Source organism: Acetobacter nitrogenifigens DSM 23921 = NBRC 105050 (assembly GCF_000429165.1).
Classification (GTDB): domain Bacteria; phylum Pseudomonadota; class Alphaproteobacteria; order Acetobacterales; family Acetobacteraceae; genus Acetobacter; species Acetobacter nitrogenifigens.
In genome coordinates, this window is sequence record NZ_AUBI01000005.1 from 83,363 (window position 1) to 103,199 (window position 19,837).

Annotated in this window: 18 protein-coding genes and 1 other RNA gene; 7 read left to right on the forward strand and 12 right to left on the reverse strand. The window is 62.5% G+C overall.

Going from position 1 to position 19,837, the window contains the following annotated elements:
- Positions 1-152: 152 nt before the first annotated feature.
- The gene (locus tag G442_RS0108920) at positions 153-719 is read left to right on the forward strand and encodes a GNAT family N-acetyltransferase (protein WP_146882206.1); all 567 of its coding nucleotides are present in this window, start codon (positions 153-155) and stop codon (positions 717-719) included.
- A 161-nt stretch (positions 720-880) separates the two neighbouring features.
- On the opposite strand, the gene G442_RS0108925 is transcribed toward G442_RS0108920, so the two are convergent.
- The 11 genes from G442_RS0108925 to G442_RS0108975 all read right to left on the reverse strand — a co-directional run bounded on the left by G442_RS0108925 (position 881) and on the right by G442_RS0108975 (position 11,156).
- Positions 881-1,519, reverse strand: a complete 639-nt coding sequence (locus G442_RS0108925; RefSeq protein WP_211229133.1) for a nucleotidyltransferase family protein — start codon at positions 1,517-1,519, stop codon at positions 881-883.
- Between the two features lie 248 nt (positions 1,520-1,767).
- Positions 1,768-2,625 carry a class I SAM-dependent methyltransferase gene (locus G442_RS0108930; protein WP_246789382.1) on the reverse strand — a complete coding sequence of 286 codons (858 nt, stop codon included), beginning with the start codon at positions 2,623-2,625 and terminating at the stop codon, positions 1,768-1,770.
- Between the two features lie 55 nt (positions 2,626-2,680).
- Positions 2,681-3,718, reverse strand: coding sequence for a CorA family divalent cation transporter (locus G442_RS0108935; protein WP_026397726.1), 1,038 nt, complete (start codon positions 3,716-3,718; stop codon positions 2,681-2,683).
- Between the two features lie 166 nt (positions 3,719-3,884).
- Entirely contained in the window at positions 3,885-5,219 is a 1,335-nt protein-coding gene (locus G442_RS0108940; RefSeq protein WP_026397727.1) for an ATP-binding protein, read from the reverse strand.
- 31 nt (positions 5,220-5,250) lie between these two features.
- Complete coding sequence (locus tag G442_RS0108945) at positions 5,251-6,033, reverse strand: response regulator (RefSeq protein ID WP_026397728.1); 783 nt, start codon at positions 6,031-6,033, stop codon at positions 5,251-5,253.
- Positions 6,034-6,391: 358 nt separating this feature from the next.
- Positions 6,392-6,721: a DMT family transporter gene (locus G442_RS0108950; protein WP_026397729.1), complete on the reverse strand. Its 330-nt coding sequence runs from the start codon at positions 6,719-6,721 to the stop codon at positions 6,392-6,394.
- A 53-nt stretch (positions 6,722-6,774) separates the two neighbouring features.
- On the reverse strand, positions 6,775-7,869 hold the full coding sequence (gene mnmA / locus G442_RS0108955) for a tRNA 2-thiouridine(34) synthase MnmA (RefSeq protein WP_026397730.1): 1,095 nt from the start codon (positions 7,867-7,869) through the stop codon (positions 6,775-6,777).
- Between the two features lie 104 nt (positions 7,870-7,973).
- Entirely contained in the window at positions 7,974-8,288 is a 315-nt protein-coding gene (locus G442_RS0108960) for a ferredoxin family 2Fe-2S iron-sulfur cluster binding protein (protein ID WP_026397731.1), read from the reverse strand.
- Between the two features lie 13 nt (positions 8,289-8,301).
- A complete protein-coding gene (locus tag G442_RS0108965; RefSeq protein ID WP_246789394.1) occupies positions 8,302-9,420 on the reverse strand; it encodes a cysteine desulfurase family protein in 1,119 nt (372 codons plus the stop codon).
- A 228-nt stretch (positions 9,421-9,648) separates the two neighbouring features.
- Complete coding sequence (locus G442_RS0108970) at positions 9,649-10,446, reverse strand: class I SAM-dependent methyltransferase (RefSeq protein WP_026397733.1); 798 nt, start codon at positions 10,444-10,446, stop codon at positions 9,649-9,651.
- A gap of 257 nt (positions 10,447-10,703) precedes the next feature.
- Positions 10,704-11,156 (reverse strand): Rrf2 family transcriptional regulator, encoded by a 453-nt coding sequence (locus tag G442_RS0108975; RefSeq protein WP_026397734.1) that lies wholly within the window; start codon positions 11,154-11,156, stop codon positions 10,704-10,706.
- An 83-nt stretch (positions 11,157-11,239) separates the two neighbouring features.
- Here G442_RS0108975 and hmpA point away from each other — a divergent pair, with 83 nt between their 5' ends.
- On the forward strand, positions 11,240-12,439 hold the full coding sequence (gene hmpA, locus G442_RS0108980) for an NO-inducible flavohemoprotein (protein WP_026397735.1): 1,200 nt from the start codon (positions 11,240-11,242) through the stop codon (positions 12,437-12,439).
- A gap of 16 nt (positions 12,440-12,455) precedes the next feature.
- Here the strand turns inward: hmpA and G442_RS0108985 are convergent, their stop codons facing one another.
- Positions 12,456-13,547, reverse strand: coding sequence for an alpha/beta hydrolase (locus G442_RS0108985; RefSeq protein WP_246789383.1), 1,092 nt, complete (start codon positions 13,545-13,547; stop codon positions 12,456-12,458).
- Positions 13,548-13,645: 98 nt separating this feature from the next.
- Between G442_RS0108985 and rnpB the strand changes: the two genes are divergently transcribed.
- The 5 genes from rnpB (at position 13,646) to G442_RS21545 (ending at position 19,836) form a co-directional block, all read left to right on the forward strand.
- An RNA gene (gene rnpB / locus G442_RS23940) (RNase P RNA component class A) lies at positions 13,646-14,045 on the forward strand.
- A 938-nt stretch (positions 14,046-14,983) separates the two neighbouring features.
- Positions 14,984-15,457: a division/cell wall cluster transcriptional repressor MraZ gene (gene mraZ, locus G442_RS0108995; RefSeq protein ID WP_026397738.1), complete on the forward strand. Its 474-nt coding sequence runs from the start codon at positions 14,984-14,986 to the stop codon at positions 15,455-15,457.
- A 5-nt stretch (positions 15,458-15,462) separates the two neighbouring features.
- Complete coding sequence (rsmH, locus tag G442_RS21540; protein WP_246789395.1) at positions 15,463-16,530, forward strand: 16S rRNA (cytosine(1402)-N(4))-methyltransferase RsmH; 1,068 nt, start codon at positions 15,463-15,465, stop codon at positions 16,528-16,530.
- Positions 16,527-17,513 (forward strand): cell division protein FtsL, encoded by a 987-nt coding sequence (gene ftsL / locus G442_RS0109005; protein ID WP_026397739.1) that lies wholly within the window; start codon positions 16,527-16,529, stop codon positions 17,511-17,513. Before rsmH ends, ftsL begins: the two co-directional genes overlap by 4 nt.
- 160 nt (positions 17,514-17,673) lie before the next feature.
- Complete coding sequence (locus tag G442_RS21545; protein ID WP_371863395.1) at positions 17,674-19,836, forward strand: peptidoglycan D,D-transpeptidase FtsI family protein; 2,163 nt, start codon at positions 17,674-17,676, stop codon at positions 19,834-19,836.
- Position 19,837 lies beyond the last annotated feature (1 nt).

Below are 19,837 nucleotides of genomic sequence, written 5' to 3' on the forward strand. Positions count from 1 at the left end.
ATATATATTAGAGAAAGAATGACATCCAACAGAAGTCCGGCCACCCGGACGGGTCGCCGCCATAGCGAAAATCGCCCGCAGTCCGAACACGGACGCGGGCGCACCTTATTCTGGTCGTCAAGGTGGCAGATGGATCAGGCGGTCGCATATTCTTGCTCTACAGTCTCACGACGCCCATAGTCCCCACCATGCTGCCCGAATATTTTCATTCCACTGACCATGTTCTTCGCCCTTTATCCTTGGACGATGCGGAGAAAATATTTCATGGGTACGCGCAGGATCCTGAAGTGTCGCGGTATACGATCTGGCTTCCACACAAACACCTGTCAGAGACGAAGGAATTTGTTGCCGCCTGCGTTTCCGCGCCGCCCCAATCCGGCAGAACATATTCAATCTGCGATACCAAAGAAACCAGTTTTCGTGGCTTGCTTTCCATACGCCAGATCAACCCGTTTCACGTAGAGTTCGGATATGTATTGGCGCGGCCATGGTGGGGGCGCGGCGTCATGACTGATGTCTTGAAAACGGCCGTAACATTAATGCTGTCCCAGACCGATTGCTTCAGAGTTAGCGGCATCTGTGACGTGGCGAACGTGGGGTCTGCCCGCGTCATGGAAAAAGCTGGATTGACCCGCGAAGGCGTCCTCCGCCGTTACATCGTCCATCCCAATGTCAGCTCTTCTCCACGTGACTGCTTCATCTATGCTGCTGTTAAGTAGTTATAAGAAAACAATACATCACGCGCTGCTGCGTAACGCGCCCCGACAACAACCTCAGACGATGGAAAAGTTAAAATTCGAAGTCACAACCAAATAGAGCATGCCGCTCACTATTCTTCGCGGTGAGAAAAAACAGCCGTTATAGATGAATCCGCCACAACTTATCCCGGACCACCGATCGTTTGGGATTCGTCCCACGGAACAATGTGTAAATTCGGCCAATGGGAAAGCCACCGCGACACCTTGGCTTCATAAATCTGCGCTGTGATCTGCCGTTTATTCGCTCGGACTATGCCACCAAACATATCTGTCAAACCAAATGGCGCATAAATCTCCACGCCACCCTCTGCCGGGCGAACTCCCACTGCCGTCGCCGTTGTCGGAAACGTGTCAATCGCGTCCCTGACGGAGCGATATGGCGCAATTGGGTAACCGAACTTCTCCTCATACCAGACATGAACCCTCGCCTCGTTCTTCACATCGACCCAGAGAGGAAGGTCAGAAAGAACGCGACGAACGCGTTCAGAGTTTCGTTGTTCGCTCTGTGCAGAAAGATCGGTCGAATCGAAATACACAAGGTCCAGATCTGAAACACCATGCTCAAGAGGAAGCCGGAATTTCTCGTTCCACACCGTTTGAGCGAGACATCCCGCCACCAGCCAACAGTCTTTGAGGTCAATATCCGACCACGCGCGCAGAACCGAGCGAAGCGACGGGTTCATAAAAATCAGGCGATCAAGGCGAACGCTACAAGTTCTCTCCATATGAACTCCATCTTGATCGTAGAATACGAGACCCAAGCCCTTGAACTGTCCTGGCCTTCATGAGTTCAATATGCGAATCTGTCTCTACACCCCAGGAAAACTGAAAAACATAAACCTCAGGGACCAAGGAAAACTCCAGAAAAACAATGCACCTCTCAAACAACTCCTTTTCGCTTTCACAGCATAAGGCGTTTCGAAGATCACTCAGACCGCAAGTCCGCTCTCAACATATAGCTGCATTGCCGCCAACCCACTTCAAACGACAAAAACAGACGCCCGACCCCCTACCCGCCGACCTTCTGAAACTTCAGGACAAAATTATCCGCTTCCCCAATCGCCTCATATTTCGCGCGATCCGTGTCGCCCAGAACGAGCGTCGGCGGTAGCGTCCACACGCCTTTCGGCCAGTCGGCGGTATCGCGCGGATTGGCGTCGATTTCCGACGAGGCCACCAACCTGAATCCCGCCGTCTCGATCAGCCTGATCGCATAATCCTGTCGGACGTAACCGTTTTTCGCTTGCGGATCCTGTTCTGTCGCAGTCGATCCCCTATGATCCTCGACGCAAAGATAACCGCCATTCTTTAGCGCACGACGAATGGCCGCCAGAATAAGCTGAGCGTCACCCGCATCCATCCAGTTATGCAGATTACGGAACGTCAGCACGAAATCGACGCTGCCCGGCGGCGCTATATCCGCGTCGTGCGCTCCCAGTTTCGTAATTTTCACCCGATCGTAAACACCAGGCTCGGCGTCAAGCATTGCTTTGAAGCGCGATGTCAGCGCGAACTCCGCCTCGACCTCATCCCCCGCCGGGTTGCCCATCGCCAGATAATACGCGCCTTTATCATGCAGTAACGGGGCCAGAATCTGCGTCCAGTACCCACCACCGGGCCATATTTCAACAACGGATGAGTCGGGCTTTATCCCGAAAAAGCTCAACTCATCAGCCGGATGCCTCGTAGCGTCTCGTGCTAGAAATTTCGGACTCCGCGTCGGCGCATGCACAGCAGCTTCGATCGCCGCCGCAGGGCCAGACGAAAGTCCTTTCATCGTCACAGTCGCGCTATACGCCAGTGGGGTCGATACGGCGAACGCCGCAATGGCATTAACAAAAAGCGCTCTGAGAGAATGGTCTTTCATAACGATGCCTCCTCTGTGCGCAACGTCGTCATCGTTTCGCCGCCGAACGAAAGAATCAGAGCAGACGCGTTACTTTCAGAACCAACCAGGTACCGAGCATGATCATGAAGCAGATGCCGCCCGCAATCACGGTGTCCCAGGCCCCGCCGCTCAGGAACATTCCCCCTGTGTTCATCCCGAAAAAGCCGGTCACGAACGTCGCAGGGAGCATCAAGGTCGTCCCGACCGAGACGATATAAAGGCGGCGGTTGGTTTCTTCCGCCTGATTGGATGTCAGCTCGTCCTGGAGCGACCGCGCCCGGTCCTGCAAGGCAAGAAGATCGTCCAGGGCTCCATGGATTTGCCGCTGCGACCGATCACGCAGATCGTCCTCAGCCCACTCCGGAAGTTCCAACTCTTCGTCATGAAAGATACGGTTGACCGGCGCGATGACGCGACGCAGCTCGGTCGAACGACGGCGCACCTGCCCAAGCATGCCGCTCATACGACCAAGATCGGTGTCCCGGTCGAGCAGCAACAGCACATCCTCGGCGCGATCAAGCTGATCGTCCAGGCGCGCCAGATCCCGCCGCGCCGTGTCCGCGAACTCCAGCAACGCGCGATCAACAAGCCGCGCCGGGTTCGGCGGCACCTGCCGACGCTGCAACTCCCGATACACGACGCCTAGCGCTGGAATGGGGTGCCGACGCGTGGTGATCAGCAGATCCGGCAGCGCTGCGAACCGCCAGATGCACACGTCGCGCTCATCGTCCGACATGGCGTCGTCAAACGCGGGCAACGCGCCAAACACCAGATCGTCCTCGGACTCCAGACGAGCGCCCCGATCCGTGCTGGTCAGCGCCTGCCGCGCATCCTCAGGCAGGCAGGGAATATTATCCACCTGCGCCCGCGACATGCTGTGCACGATGTCGAAATGCAGCCAGACCCAACCCGGGCGCTCCAGTGGAACGCCCTCAAGACGCCGCGTGATCTCGTCCGGAGCCAGCTTCTCCGGCCTTTCACCGGGATTGCACAGGATCGCCCAGACAAGGCCTTCGTTCATCATGGCGCCAGCGTCCGTCGGGACGAGGGAAAGCGACCGGGTTTCACTCATCGATCCCACCTCCTCTTTCCGGTTGGCGTCCATATGACAGATCACCCGGCACGGGCGCATCGGCGTTCAGTCGGGTAGGCGCGCTGCGGCGTCCGCACGGCTCGCGGTTCGACCTTTCGCACAGCCTTTCCGCACTGACAATGCGCCTTGGGCGCGCAGCTTCAGCTCATCCGGCGCGCAACGACACGCGCGCGCGCAATCCACCTGCCGGGCGGTTTTCGAGCAGGAACGTCCCCGCCGCGCGCTCGACTTCCCGTTTAACGATGGCGAGACCGAGCCCCAAACCGCCGGTTTTACGTGAACGCGATGATTCAACACGATAAAATGGCGTCGTAACCCGCTCTATCTCCGTGTCGGGAATTCCCGGTCCATCATCTTCGACATCTACGACGATCCAACCCGCAGTCTCCTGCACAGATATCGTAGCCGATCCCGCGTAATTCAACGCATTTTCGACCAGATTCGTGAACGCCCTCTTCATCGACAATTGCGGCAGTCGAACCGGCAGCCGGTCCGGTCCGTCATAGACGACATTATCCCCGCGATCCGCCGCATCGTCCGCAATGGTGCTCAGCATCGCCGCAAGATCCATCGAGCGCGGCTCTTCGCGCTTTTTCTCTCCGGCCAGATAGGCAAGCACTCCGCCCACCATCGCCTCCATCTCGACGATGTCCGCCTCAATCGCCTCCTGCGCTTCCTCGTCCGCCAGAAACCCGGCCCTCAGCTTCAGCCGCGCAAGTGGCGTGCGAAGATCGTGCGACACGGCGGCCAGCGCCTCCGTACGGTCATCGATAAGATGCGTGATTCGTTCCTGCATCGCATTGATAGCGTGCGCCAGCCGCCGCACTTCACGCGGCCCCCTCTCCGCAAGGGGCTCCCATTCGCCTGAACCAACCGTGTCAGCTACCGTCGCCAACGCCCGCAGCGGCAGGCTGAGCGTGTGCACGAGCATCGCAGCCGCCAGCAGCACGGCCAGCGAGACAATCGCCGCCGTGACGAGGCCACGCGTCACCAGATGCGTACGCAGGATGTCTGGAGCCGTGAAATGCACAAGGCTGCCGTCCGACAGCATGAGCATGCCATTGACGTCCGGATCTGAGCCCCGTCCCGGCTGAAGCCGCAGCCCATGCTGTCCGAGCATGGGATTGGCCGTGACTAACTGCTCATGAAGCGTACTGAACCGGGGCTGCTCGGGAACATCGTCGTCAGACTCCCTGGAGGGCCGCCAGTCTATATGCAGGTCGCCGTTCGACAGCATGGTCGCAAGAACCGGCCGCATGCTCGGACCCGTTCCCTCCAGCACACGTAAATCCGTGACCAGACGTTCGCCAATCAGCCCGAGCCGATCATCGTCCTCGATATAGATTTCAGCATGTTCATACAGGGTCCAACTGACGACAAACACCAGCCCAATCGACGCCAACAGCACGAACATCACACGGCCGACCAGTCCCCTCGGCCAAAGAAGAATACGCCGTTCCTTGGGCTGCGCTTCCGGCATGCCCCCCGAAAGCGCGGTCACGCTCGCCCTGTCACACGCGCTCAATCGGCGCAGTGAAGATGTAACCCTGACCCCGCACGGTGCGAATCAGACTCTCGGACTCACTGCCGAGCTTGCGGCGCAGGCGGCTCACCAGCACGTCGATGGAACGGTCCGACACGTCGCCCAGCCGCGTGCGCGACAGCTCCAGCAGACGATCGCGCCCGATCACCCGCTGCGGGTTGTCGAGAAAGCTCACCAGCAGATCGTGCTCGGCGCCCGAAATCTCAACCGTGGCGCCGTTGGGGTCGAACAACTCCCGGCGGCGCAGGTCAAGCGACCAGCCTGCGAAGTTGATCACCTCACGCCGGGGCCGTCCGGCGGCGGCCACCGGAGCCTGCTGGCCACGCCTCAGCACGGCACGCACGCGGGCGAGCAACTCCTTCTGGCCGAACGGCTTGGCTACGTAATCGTCCGCGCCCAGTTCCAGCCCGAGGACACGATCAAGCTCTTCCCCGCGCGCTGAGACGATGATGATCGGCATCGAGGTGAAGGTCTCGTCCTCAAGACCACCCTTCACGCCGCCCTGACGCAGATTACGGCACAGGTCGAGACCATTCATGCCGGGCATCATCACGTCGAGGATCAGCAGGTCCGCCGTCTCCGTCTCCAGCGCCTGCCACATGGCGCGCGCGTCCGGAACGGCCCGCACACGATAGCCATCCGCCTGAAGCGCGCGTGTGAGCAAGGTCCGCATTCCTGGGTCGTCCTCGACAACCAGAATCCTTACCGGAAGGTCTTGCAGTTCGGCCTCGCGCACGGTCACGTCGGTCATCTGAGGGTATTCGTTCCGTTTGTTATGTCCCTGTGGACGCAGGGTATCGTCTTTGCTGGCGCCCGTCGAGAACGCGAAGCAATCCCGACGAAACGGTGATCAGGCCTCATCGCGCACCCGATTCATCCCTAACCCGGACCTAGCCAGGAAAATTACGGGCAAAGCCCCCGAACGGAAGATACGCCCCCTCGGAGACGCCACGGCGGCGCCGGAGCCTGCATTGGGACAGGAACGCGCACTCCCCCTACGCGTCAGACCACGCATGCTCGCGCGCACAAAAACCGTATCCTCACTGCACACGACCTACACCCGACAGATTTGCGGCAGCGCGTGGAGCGCAAAAACCTAAACGCCCCTTTCAGTGTCCAACAGTTTTTGAAAACATATTCATGACCAGAACACCCACCATAATCAGCGCGATGCCCGCAAGCGCCGGCGCGTCGAGTTTTTGCCCCTGCGTGACCCAGGCAATTGCGGCGATCAGCACGACGCCCACACCGGACCATATAGCGTAGGCGACGCCCGTCGGAATTTCACGCAGGGAAATGGAAAGAAAGTAAAAGGCCACGACATATCCGACAGCCATAATCGCCGTCGGTCCCGCGCGTGTAAAACCATCAGAGAGTTTAAGAAACGACGTCGCCGCAACTTCGGCCAGTATCGCCACGAAGAGAAAAAAATAGCTCATGGCGACGATGCTATGCGCCAGCACCGTGCACGGCAACGGCGATGACGGCAGCTTTAAGCCGCAGACTCCGCCGCCATGTCCCTGCAAATCACACCGCCGCCAAGCACGCGCGTGCCATCGTAAAACACGCACGCCTGCCCCGGCGTCGGCAGAGCCGGTTCGTCGAGGAACACGCGCGCGCCCGTCCCGTCACGCTGCACGGACGCCGCGCGTGGGGCCTCGCGCGCGCGCAACTGCACCATGCACCGCACAGACGAACCGCCATCTTTCGGTTCAGGGATCAGCCAGTTCACATCTCGCAACAGACATGTCGTCACGGCGGCCCCACGGCGCGGCGCCACCACGATACGGCGACGGGCGGGCTCGATGCCCACCACCATCTGCCGCTCGCCCTCAAGCTGCGCCGCAGGGCCCAGCCTCTTTGTCTGGCCATAAGTGTAGCGCGTCACACCTTCATGACGCCCCAGAACGTTACCCGCGCGATCGACGATCTCTCCCTCGCCACGCATGTCAGGACGCAATTTCTCGACAAGATCGGCGTAGGAGCCGTTCGGGACGAAGCAGAGATCCTGGCTGTCGGGCTTCTCCGCCACGGCCAGACCGAAGCGCTCGGCCTCCTCGCGCACAGCCCGCTTGTCCGGCATCTCCCCGAGCGGAAAGCGCAGATAATCGAGCTGGTCACGGGTCGTCGCGAAGAGAAACCAGCTCTGGTCGCGCTCCGCATCCATCGGACGATGCAGTTCCGGTCCGTTCGCGCCCTCGACGCGACGCACATAATGCCCCGTGGCCATGGCGTCGGCGCCGACATCCTTGGCCAGCCCCAGCAGATCCGTGAACTTCACGCCCTGATTGCACGAGACGCACGGCACCGGCGTCTCGCCCGCAGCATAAGAATTCGCGAAGGAGGAGATGACGCTGTCGTGAAACCGCTGTTCCGCGTCGATCACATAATGGGGGAAACCCAGCCGCTCCGCGACCTCGCGCGCGTCCTGAATGTCGCGCCCTGCGCAACACGCGCCTTTCTTGGCCGCGCCCCGCACGTCGTAAAGCTGAAGCGTCGCGCCGATCACGTCGTGGCCCTGCTCGACGAGGCGCGCAGCCACCACCGAGCTGTCGACCCCGCCTGACATTGCGACAAGCACGCGCATCGCCGTCAGCCCGCCGAAATGCGGGCGCGCGCAACCGCCGCGGCGGAGACCACGGCGAACGAGACCCAAGGGCAGGAGTGGCGGAACATCACGGCTTCAGCGTCTCACTTCTTGCCGGGCAGACGAACGACAAGACCGTCCAGAGCCTCGGTCATCACGATCTGGCACCCCAGACGGGATGTCTTCTCAAGCCCGAACGCCAGATCGAGCATGTCTTCCTCGTCCTCGGTCGGCTCGGCCAGCTTCGGCGCCCATGACGGGTCGACGATTACATGGCAGGTGGCGCAGGCCAGCGAGCCCTCGCAGGCGCCCTCAAGGTCGATGCCGTGCTTGTGCGCGATCTCGAGCACCGAAAGACCCAGAGGCGCGTCCACCTTACGCTCAACGCCGTCCGGTTCGAGAAAAATCATAATAGGCATTCGCTTGTCCCGCTCAGGCTGTCATGCGGGCGGCCTGCTGGCCGCGCACGCGCTGCGCCGCGCACGCCAGCACCTCGGCCGCGCGCGCGATATCGGCGGGTGACGTAAAGCGTCCGGGCGACAGACGCAAGCTTTCCGCGGCCTCCTCCACGGAAAGACCCATCGCAGTGAGGACATAAGACGGCTCGATGGCAGCCGATGAGCAGGCCGAGCCGACCGACATCGCCACCTCCGGCGCGCTGGCCATGATCGCCAACGCCGACGTTCCCAGGAAACGCAAACTGACGATGCCGGGAAGCCTCGCCTTCGCTCCGTTCACGGCGACCGGCGCCTGCCTCTCATGCAAAGCCTCGATCAAAGCATCGCGCAAGGCGGTCAGCCGCTCCGCCTCGTCGGCAAGGCTGGCTTCGGCGATCTCCGCCGCCTTGCCGAAACCCGCGACAAGAGCCGCCGGAAGCGTGCCGGAACGCATGCCCCGCTCCTGTCCGCCACCGGAAAACAGAGGCTCCAGACGTACACGCGGCTTCCTTCTTACATAGAGCGCGCCTACCCCCTTGGGGCCATAGAGCTTGTGGGCCGAGAGCGAAGCCATATCGATATCGAGAGCTCCCACGTCGATCGGAATCTTGCCCGCCGCCTGCGCCATGTCGCTGTGAAACAGCGCTCCGGACTCGCGCGCTATTTGCGCCAGCGCACCGATATCCTGCAAAACGCCGGTCTCATTATTCGCAGCCATCACGCTGACGAGCGCGGAGGGAGTCGCCAGCGCCTCGCGCAGCAAATCCGGATCCAGCACGCCGTCCCGGCCGACCGGCAGGATCACCGGATCGAACCCCTCCGCGGCAAGGTCCCGTACGCTCTCCAGAACGCATTTGTGTTCGGTCGCGACCGTAATCACGCGACGACGTCCATCGCCGTGGCGCAGCCGGTGTCGCGCCGCGCCTTTTATCGCAAGGTTGTTCGCCTCAGTCGCACCCGAGACGAAGACGATCTCGCGCGGATCCGCCCCTATCAGGGCCGCCACCTGCGCGCGCGCCGTCTCCACGGCGCCCGCCGCGCGGAGTCCAAAAATATGACTGGTGCTGTGCGGGTTGCCGAATTCCTCAACGAACAGCGGAGCCATGACCGCCATTACACGCGGATCGCACGGCGTCGTCGCTGCGTTGTCGAGGTAGATATCCCTCACATTCCCTCCCGCTTCACGTGCAAGCAGATCAGAGCCCCCGCCGCTTATCGAAGCGGCGCTTCAGGGATTACCGTCCGCGCTGGCACGGGCGCTCCACGTCTCAAGTCCAGAGAGACAGGAAATGGTCCCTCCATCGCCTTCGATCAAGGGCGGGCGAAAGGACCATCCCGACGGTCAGCGCGCCGGTTTGCGGAATTTCAGCACAACCTGATCCGTGCGGCCGCGTATCGACGGATCGAACACGGCGACCTGATGCGTATCGGCCGGATTGGCCAGCACTGAGCTCTGCGCCTCGAACACGAAGCCAGCCTGCGTCACCTGCTTGCGGATCAGGTCGGGATCAATCCGATGCAGGGTATGCGTCACATCAGCGCCGCTCCCCTTCTCCGCGACATGGTCGATGACCAGAAACACCCCGCCCGGACGCAGGGCATCGAACGCGGCCTTGTCGAACGCAAGACCGACCTCCGCGCCCTGACCATACACGTCGTGGTAATTGTCAGACGTCCAGACCATATCCAGCGGCTCCGGCGTCGTGAATGACGCGATCGGAGACACGATCACACTGACGTTCGAGAACGAAGGCTGCGCCGCAATCGCGCGCACGGCGTCGCCCGCCTGGGGTTTTTTCGCCAGAAGCTCAGCTGGAACAATCGCATAAACATGACCGGTCTTGCCGACAACGTTGCTGAACAGGCGCGTGAAATACCCACCACCTGGCAGCAGGTCCGCAACCTTCATCCCGGAAGAGACGCCCGCGAACGCAAGAAGCCCCGCTGGCTTGCGAGCACTGTCTCGCGCCTTGTCCTCAGCCGGACGGTCGGCATCCGCCACTGCTGCTGCGATGGCGGTCACGCGAGTCCTGCCGGTCGAACCTGCGGGCACACGGGCGCAGGCGTCGTGCACTGCTGCGGACATAAGAAGGGAAACAGCGAACGCGATCGATCGACCGCTCGATAGACCTGGCTTCATGGTGAAACTCCATATATCGACGACGATGGTGTCCGGACGGATCAGGCTCTCGTGTCAGCCCACGTTCGTGTCTGGACGGGTGCGTCCGGAAAGATCGCCCATCGAAACAGCGTTACATTACCCCGCCACACCCGGTCCGACAAATCGCCGCAGCGCTGCGCAATATTCAACGACGGAACGGACTCAACCTGGCGCGCGCGTCCTGCCGGACGTTTCAAAGTTATGACGGCAACGCCACCGGGCAGCGGCATCTGGCGTCAGTGATCACCCCCTCCCGCAGGACGATCACCCAGACGCGCCCTCTCGAAAGGCGAGATGATGTCGGCGAGAGTGTAACGCTCCAGAACTGTCGTGAACGCCGACAGCGCTTCCCCGAGAACGCCGCGCAACCGACACGCAGGCATCAGCGCGCACGCCGCAGGGTCTTCGGCGTTCATGCAGCCGAGCAGCGCCAGATCGTCTTCCGTGTACCGCACCACATCGCCGATCACGATATCGGACGCCGAACGCCCGAGACGCAGACCGCCCCCCCGCCCGCGAACTGTCTCAATAAACCCGCCCTGACCAAGCCGGTGCACGACCTTCACCAGATGATTTTCCGAGATCCCGTACGCGTCGGCGATTTCGCGTATCGAGGCGAGGCGCGTCGTGTTGCACCCCAGAAAAATCAACACGCGCAGCGCATAGTCCGTGTGGAGGGTCAGCTTCATGGCCATAAGGTATCCGTCGTTGACATCTTTTCCAAGACCGCCGATAAAGGTGTGCAATATATACACCTTATAGGAATCGCCGCATGCCAACCGCACTGGACGACGCCACGCGCGCCATAATCCGCGCCACCGTCCCCGCGCTCGACGCACATGGCCTCGCCATCACAACCGAAATGTATCGACGCCTGTTGGCCACCCCGGAAATACGGGACCTGTTCAATCAGTCGCACCAGAAAGACGGCGAACAACCGCGAGCGCTTGCGCTGGCCGTGCTCGCATACGCGCGAAACATCGACAGACTCGACGCGTTGGGCGGAATGGTCGAACGCATCGCTGAGAAACACGTCGGCCTGAATATCCTTCCCGAGCACTACCCGTTCGTGGCCGACGCCCTGCTCGGCGCGATCGGCCATGTTCTGGGAGAGGCGGCGACGCCCGAGATTCTCGAAGCCTGGGGCAAGGCTTACTGGTTCCTCGCAGATATTCTGACGGGTCGCGAAGCGCAGATCTATCGGGCGCACGAAACGGCGCCGGGCGGGTGGCGCGGATGGCGCCCCTTCGTCGTCAGGAAACGCACCGACGAAACTGCTGCGATCACGTCGTTTGAGCTGACGCCACAGGACGGGGGACCAATTGCGCGCCACAGAGCCGGACAATATCTCAGCTTCAATCTGAATTTGCCCGATCACGGCCCGCAACGCAGGAACTACAGCATCTCATCAGCGCCCGGAGCAGATCACTATCGCATCACCGTCCGGCGCGCGCCCGGCGGCGTAGTGTCGCAGTGGCTCCATGACTCGGTTCAGGGGGGCGCCACTCTGCTGGCCTCCAACCCGGCCGGAGATTTCACGTTGCCTGACAATCCGTCTGGCTCATTCATATTCCTGACGGCAGGCGTCGGCGCCACGCCTGTAATCTCGATGCTACAGGAACTGGCTACGCTCCCGACAGCGAAGGTGCGATACGCCCACTCGGCGCATTCGGCTGCGGACGATCTGTTTGTAGAGGAAATTCGCCACCGGGCAGCGAAAGGCGCGCTGACCGCCGACCTGTTTTACACGCGCGCCGCCGCGCCGCCCTCCAGGGGCGTCACAACGCACGAAAGCCGCATCACGACAGACTGGCTGCGCGCCACTGTTGACCTCGACGCCACATATTATGTGTGCGGTCCAGAGAGCTTCGTGCGGGGCATGATCCAGACGCTGCGTGAGGTTGGGCTTCTGCCGACACGAATCCGTTACGAGTTCTTCGGTTCAGCCACGGACGCAGAACTGGTTCTTTAAAGAGAGACGCTCAGCATCAAGGCAGTGAGGCCGCGAAGGCCTTTCGCAACGCGCGGCCGCTGACATGCATGACCCGACGCGCCTTCCGCATGACCGGATAGAAATTCAAAAACCCGTGGATTGTGCCCGGAACACGGCGGCAGATCACAGCGACGCCCGCCGCACGCATATCCTCGGCATAACGTTCGCCCTCGTCACGCAGCGGGTCGAACTGCGCCGTAACGATCAGGGCTGGTGGCAGATCGCTCAGATCTTCCGCGAGGCCCGGCGAGAATTTTGGATCCGAGAGGTCGTCCACGCTGCGCGCGTACTGCTCGCCGTACCATTCCATCATTCGACGCGTGAGGAAATATCCGTCGGCGAACGCCCGCCGGGACGCGAAATCCTGCTCGCCATGTGTAATCGGGTAGAACAGCGCCTGCATGACGATGTCGCACTCTAGCCGCGACTTGCCGCCACCGCGTTCTATCTGCCGACGCTCATCGCGCGCACGCTGCGCCACGAACGCCGCCAGGCCGCCGCCGGCGCTGTCGCCGGCAACCGCGACACGCCCACCCCAACGCCACGCCTCACTCGTCAGCCAACGGAACGCCGCCCAGCAATCGTCGGGCGCCGCTGGAAATTTGTGTTCAGGCGCAAGGCGGTAATCGAATGAAAGAACAGCCGCGCCCGAAGCGCGCGCGAGGCGACAACATATCCCGTGGTGAGAATCGAGGCCGCAATGCACAAAACCGCCACCGTGCAGATACAGCACGACGCCCTGCACCCGCCCGTACGGGACGTAGAGTCTCGCCGGGCGAAGCTCCGTCGCGCCCGGAACCCGAACGTCGAGGACCCTGCGCACCTGTAATGAAGACAGGGCCTTGGGGAAGGACGGCCGATTCGCGGAACGGCGCAACTTAGCCAGCGCCTCTTCAGCGCTGTGCAATGTTCCGGGCGCTGATTTTCGCGACGACGTCGTGCGGGCGATCCAACGCAGAAACAGCCGGGACGAGACATCTGGCCTCACGTCGTCCGGCAGCGACAGCCACGCGACGAGTGATTCATCGCCGCTCGTCGCTGCATCGACAGGCGGCAGGGTGTGCGCCAGATGGGACATACCCAGCATCGTGCCCGTGCGCCCTCCGCTTGTCCATTGCCGGCGACGCGCTCAACCTCTTGAGAAGGCTTGACGGCGTGCGCCCATACGCGCAGGTTCCGCGCCAGCCAGACGGCCGGGCGATCGCTGTCGCATTTGCGGTGGAGGAAAGTCCGGGCTCCACGGGAGAACGGTGCCGGCTAACGGCCGGCGAGGGCGACCTCAGGGAAAGTGCCACAGAAAACAAACCGCCTTCCGGGCCTGGAGACAGGCTGGAGGTAAGGGTGAAACGGTGCGGTAAGAGCGCACCGCGCTTCCGGTAACGGCGGCGGCAGGGCAAACCCCACCGGGAGCAAGACCGAATAGGGGCGACAGGCGGGGCGGCGCGAGCCGTCGCCGCCGGAGGTTCTCCCGCCTCGTCGCCCGGGTTGGTCGCGTGAGGCGCGTCGCAAGACGCGTCCCAGAGGAATGATCGTCCCGATCCTTTCGAGGGTCGGACAGAACCCGGCTTACAGGCCGTCTGGCTCCTCGAAACGTTCAAATTCGCCGACGCGGCCGGGAAGAGGTTACTCATTTGTCGGGCAGAGTCATTGCGACTCTGCCGCAGCCTCCTTGCGTCACCCGCCGATGAACCGTCCCGCGCGCGCATTACGCTCTCCCCGAAACATCACGTGCGAATGACGCGCTCCAACTTTCCAGACGGTTTCTGCTGACGCGCCGCAGCCATAAAAAGCGCAGGCAACGGACGGAACGGCTCTCGACGGCCACCTGCTCATCGTTTTGAGAAAATGAAACGACTTCCAGAAATGACTTGGGGCAAGCGCAAACGATACATCAGAAAACCGGTCGGTCGATTACGCCACAAACGACCGCCCCTGATCAGAGAACACAACGGTTACTGAAATTGCGGCCAGCATGAAGCTGCCGAAACATCGCAAACCCAAACGGGCAACGAAAAAAACATGCAAAATCGTCGCCGCTCGCGGAACTTTTCCCGCCCAAGCTAAACATCTGCATTCTGATCTGGAATTTATAGTGTCGAACGCTACGTCGTTACTGTCCGAAGCCCGGACACGCACAAAAAAAACCGCTGACCAGACAGTGCGGGCGGCGCGGGCGGAATGAGACGCCATCGCATTAAAATGCCGCGTCAAAGGTTTATTTTTCAGAAATTAAGTAATTTTTCAGCGCGATACGCCCGCACCGCAACCGTATGAATCCATCACCCAGTCAAAAAATTAGAACAAAACAGGAACTAAAGTCAAGAACGTTTGTTCCTTGAGCGATCATTCTATTGCCACAATCTTAACGAGCGCATTGCGCATCAATATCTTCTTTTTCCCAGATTTCTGCGGTTTTTTATTACAGTTTCATTTGACGTCCCATAAAATCCCATGATATCCCATGAAATGGAGAACGAGCCCAAGTGAACCCAAACCAGCCTCGCAAGAAGGACCGCAAACCCGGTGAGCGTGTTTCTCGGCACACATCAGAATCGAATAGACGCCAAAGGGCGCGTCTCGATTCCTGCCGGATTCCGCACGGTTCTGCGCGCGCAGGCGGTTGAGGGCGAGGCGTTGATGGTGCTCCGCCCCTCCCATACCCAGCCTTGCATCGAGGCGTGGCCGTCCACCGCATTCGCGACGCTTGCGCAGCCTCTCGATCGTCTGGACATGTTTTCCGACGAGCACGACGATCTCGCTGCGGCGCTTTATGCCGACGCTTACCCGATCGACGCAGACCGTGAAGGACGCATCATTCTTCCGGATTTTCTGCGCGAGCACGCAGGACTTGGCGAAGCCGTGGCGTTCATGGGGCTTGGGCGCATCTTCCAGATATGGGAACCCGAAGCGGCCGAGCGGCGGCGTTCGGAAGCGCGTCTGCGCTCACGCCGGGTGACGTTGCCGGGTGGCGGGTCTGGCGGGAACGGGGGCGCATGAACGCCATGCCCGACACATCCCGCCTGACGCCCGCAGGAACATCCGTACCCGATCACGATCCGGGCCATATCCCCGTCATGCGCGCCGAAGTTCTCGAAGCGCTATCGCCTCGTGCAGGCGAGGTTTATGTCGACGGCACGTTCGGCGGAGGCGGTTACACAAACGCCGTGCTGGCGGCGGCCGATTGCCGCGTATGGGGCGTCGATCGCGACCCGGACGCGATCGCACGCGGCCGGGCGCTCTCGGCAATCTGGGGTAACGGCGAAGACGGGTCGCAGCGCCTGAGGCTGCTTCAAGGCGGATTCGGCGGCATGCGGGACATGCTCGCGGCGGAGGGGGTGACAGCCGTCGATGGCGTCATGCTCGATCTCGGCGTCTCCTCCTTCCAGATCGACGATCCGGAACGCGGGTTTTCCTTTCGCGCCGACGGCCCATTGGACATGCGTATGGAACGCGCCGGGCGCAGCGCCGCCGATCTGGTGAACTCAGCGTCGGAAGCCGAACTGGCCGATATTTTCCATCACTATGGCGAGGAGCGGCATGCGCGCCGCGTCGCGCGAACGATCGTCGCGGCGCGCACGGAAACGCCGTTCAGCACCACCGGGCAACTGGCCGCTGCGATCCGCTCCGCCGTGCCGGCTGATCGTTCAGGCATCGACCCCGCGACACGCTCGTTTCAGGGGCTGCGTATCGCCGTCAACGACGAGCTTGGAGAAATCGAACGCGCGCTTGTGCAGGCGCTCGACCTTCTGGCGCCCGGCGGCCGTCTGGTGGTCGTTTCGTTCCATTCGCTGGAAGACCGTCTGGTGAAGCGCGCGATGGCTGACGCCGCCGGGCGCAACGCCGGGGTCTCCCGTCACGATCCCCGCGCCTTTACCGGCGGTGCGGCGGAAGCCGGTTACGCTCTGCTTACCCGCAAACCTCTGCGCCCCGGCGACGAGGAATGCGTGCGCAATCCCCGCGCGCGCAGCGCCCGCCTGCGCGCTATCGCCCGCCTGCGCCCTTCCACTGCGTCGTCCGACGCCGCCCTCACACGCACGGCCGCGTCGGCCGCCGAAGGAACCGAACCATGATCAGGTATTTCACGCTGCTCTGCGCCGTCTCCGCAGGTCTGTCGGGGCTGTTCCTTTACAGCAAGAAACACCAGACCACGGTTCTGGATCAGCAGATTTCGTCGATCGTTTCAGATACGCAACACATCCGGCAGCAGACGGCGATGCTGCGCACGGAATGGGCGCTGCTCAACCAGCCCGATCGCCTCAGCCGTCTCGCCGCACGCTTCGAACCGTCGCTGCAACCGATGACGCCGCGCCAGTTCGTGCGCCTGAGCGACCTCGCGGGACATCTGCCCGCGCCCGGTTCCGTCCACGCACCCAACCCGCGCGACGCGATCGCTCCGGGCGTGATCGAGGCCCACGGCGAAGCGCTTGCCCTCGCCGACGCAAAAGCGCCCGTGGCGCAGCCGACCGAAACGAAAACGTCGGAGCCGAAGGCTTTGGCCAAAGTCGAAGCGCCCGCGCACACCGACGTCGCACAGGCGACTGCGCCCCATGCAGCAACTCAGGTTGCGGCGGCTCAGCCTCCTGCAGCGCCCCGCGCCCCGCGCCCCGCAACGATGCTCGCCAGCGTGGAGCGTCCGGCAATCGCGTCGACGCAGGTCGTCCAGTCGCGAAACGCCACGACGCTCGCCCTCGACACCGCTCCCGCCGTGCGTCACGCAGCGAAGAAACCGGCCACCGACGCACTCGACTCCGCACTCGGCGGCGCGGACGCACAGGGCGAACGCCGCACTGCGCATACGGTCCTCGCCAGCGCCACGGCGCCCCGTCACGTCGCGCCGCCTGAACCGGTTCACGTCGCCGCGCCGCGTCCGGCAGTTCAACTCGCAGCCTATCACCCGGCGCACCCCGCGCAGACGCAAACAGCCGCGTGGCGCCCGGTGGCGGCGCAGGCGGCCCCACGCTATATCGAGGCCCGCGCGAGCTACAGCGGCTCGCTCCTCGGCCATTCGGCGTTGGGTGGCGGCCTGCCGCCCCCGGTTCCGGTGGCCAACTGATCGCTTCGACCGCGACCTCCCAACAGGGGTAGCGGAAGAAGACGCGGCGGCGCGCGTGAGCGCCTCCGTCGCGGCGTACGTATCCGTCCCGGCCCGGCATCCCGGGTTTCGAGCGTCAAGGTGGGCGGCCTGAACTGAACCTAGGGGGCCGCAGCCGTCCATGTCGCGTCAGTCAACACCGCCCGATATGCAAGACCTCGCCGAAGGGCGGCTTCCGCGCGACGTCCACGTCACCAGCGCCGAACTACGGACCCGCGCCCATCTGGAACGCATGCACGTTCGGCTTCTCGGCGTGGCGGCAGGGTTTTGCGGCCTGTTCGGCATGGTGGCGCTGAAGCTCAGCTTCGCGACCGTGATCTCCCCGATGGCGCCGGAGCAGCGGCAGATCGCGCCGCAGGTTCCGGAAATTCCGAAAATCGATCCGAAAGGCTCCCTTGCTGGCGACCTCAGTCTGCCGCAGGTGCGCCGGGCCACGATCGTCGACCGCAACGGACAGACCCTCGCCATCTCCCTGCCCGTAGCGCAGGTCTACGCCAATCCGCAGGAGTTGATCGACGCGCAGGACGTCGCCGCCAAGCTCAAGAAGATACTGCCCAACCTCAACGTGGACGATACGGTCCGCCGCCTGTCGTCGAAGAAGCAGTTCGTTTACATCGCACGCGACATCGCGCCCGCGCAGGAACTGGCGATCAACGACCTCGGCATTCCCGGTATCTACTTCGAGGCTGGAGAACGGCGGCACTACCCCCTCGGCATCATCGCGGCGCAGGTCATGGGCGCGGTGGACATCGACGACCACGGCGTGGCGGGCGTCGAACGTTATTTCGACAAACGCCTGAATTCCGACCGCGCGCCGTTGCGCCTTTCGCTCGACGTTCGCGTGCAGGCCGTCGTGCGTGAGGAACTTGCAAAAGCCAAGGACGAATTCAGCGCGATCGGCGCCGCCGCCATCGTGATGGACGTGAACTCGGGCGAAGTCATCGCCATGGCGAGTCTTCCTGATTACGACGCCAACGATTTCGGCCACGCGCCGCCGGACTCGCGCTTCAACCGCGCCGTGACGGGCATGTACGAGCCAGGCTCAACCTTCAAGCTGCAGACAGCCGCGATGGCGCTGCAACTCGGCGTCGCGCATATCTGGGACCGTTTTTCCTCGATCCCCATCCATATCGGCCGCTTCACAATCTCCGATATGAAGTCCGACCACTTCTCTCCGTGGCTGTCCCTGACGGAAGTCATGGCATTTTCGTCCAATCCCGCAGCAGCACATATCGCGCTCGACGTTGGCGCAGCGCGACAGCAGGAATGGCTGCGCAACATGGGCTTCTTCGCGCCGGTGCCGATCGAACTGCCCGAAGCGGGGCGTCCGATCGTCCCCGCGATGCGCAACTGGGGAATCTCCACGGTCATGACCGTGGGCTTCGGACACGGCGTGGCGGAGCCGCCACTCGCCATCGTGCGCGGAACCGCCGCGACGGTGAACGGCGGCATTCTCGTAAAACCGACATTGCTGGATCGCGAAGCCGCCATCGACGCCGCATCCGCCAGTGACGCCGGGGATCAGTCCCCTCGCCTGACGCCCGCCGCCGCGCTTTCCGACGCAGGGTCCTCCGCCGAGAGCGCATCTTCTGGCGGCCTCGACGACGCGACCCTGCGCGGCCCTGTCGGCGGCGCTCCGGACGCCCTGGCTTCGCAGGGCGCGCCACCTGCAGACGATCGACCGGCGACGCCGGAAGGTCCTCGCGTGCTGTCCGAAGAGACGTCACACCTGCTTCGTCGCATCCTCCGTCTCGACGTCACCAAAGGCACCGGCAAGACCGCCGAATCTCCCGGCTATTTCGTCGGCGGCAAGACCGGCACGGCCGAAAAGATCGGCCCGCATGGCGGCTACCTCAAGCATGTGAACATCGCTGCGTTCACCAGCATCTTTCCAATGAACGCGCCGCGTTACGCAGTCTACGTCATGCTTGACAGCCCCAAGGCGACTGCCGCCACGCATGGCTGGACGACCGCCGCATGGAACGCCGCCCCAACCGTGTCGAAAATCATCTCCCGCGTCGGACCGATGTTGCAGATGTTCCCTGACACCGCGCACGCAGCGGAAATTGACGCGGCGCTGGCGATCCCGATGCAGCCTTCCGCCCCGCGCGGCTACCGTCCGCTCGGCCCTGGAAACGACCCAGGAGATCCGCGCAACGCCGCGGCGGAAGAACGCACACGCAAGAAACAGGTCGCAGAACATGGCGCGCCCGGACGCCCGCCCGTTCTTCCGATTTCGACGCAATCGACGCTCGCTCCGCCCTCCCCGACGCGGAGAGGCTGAC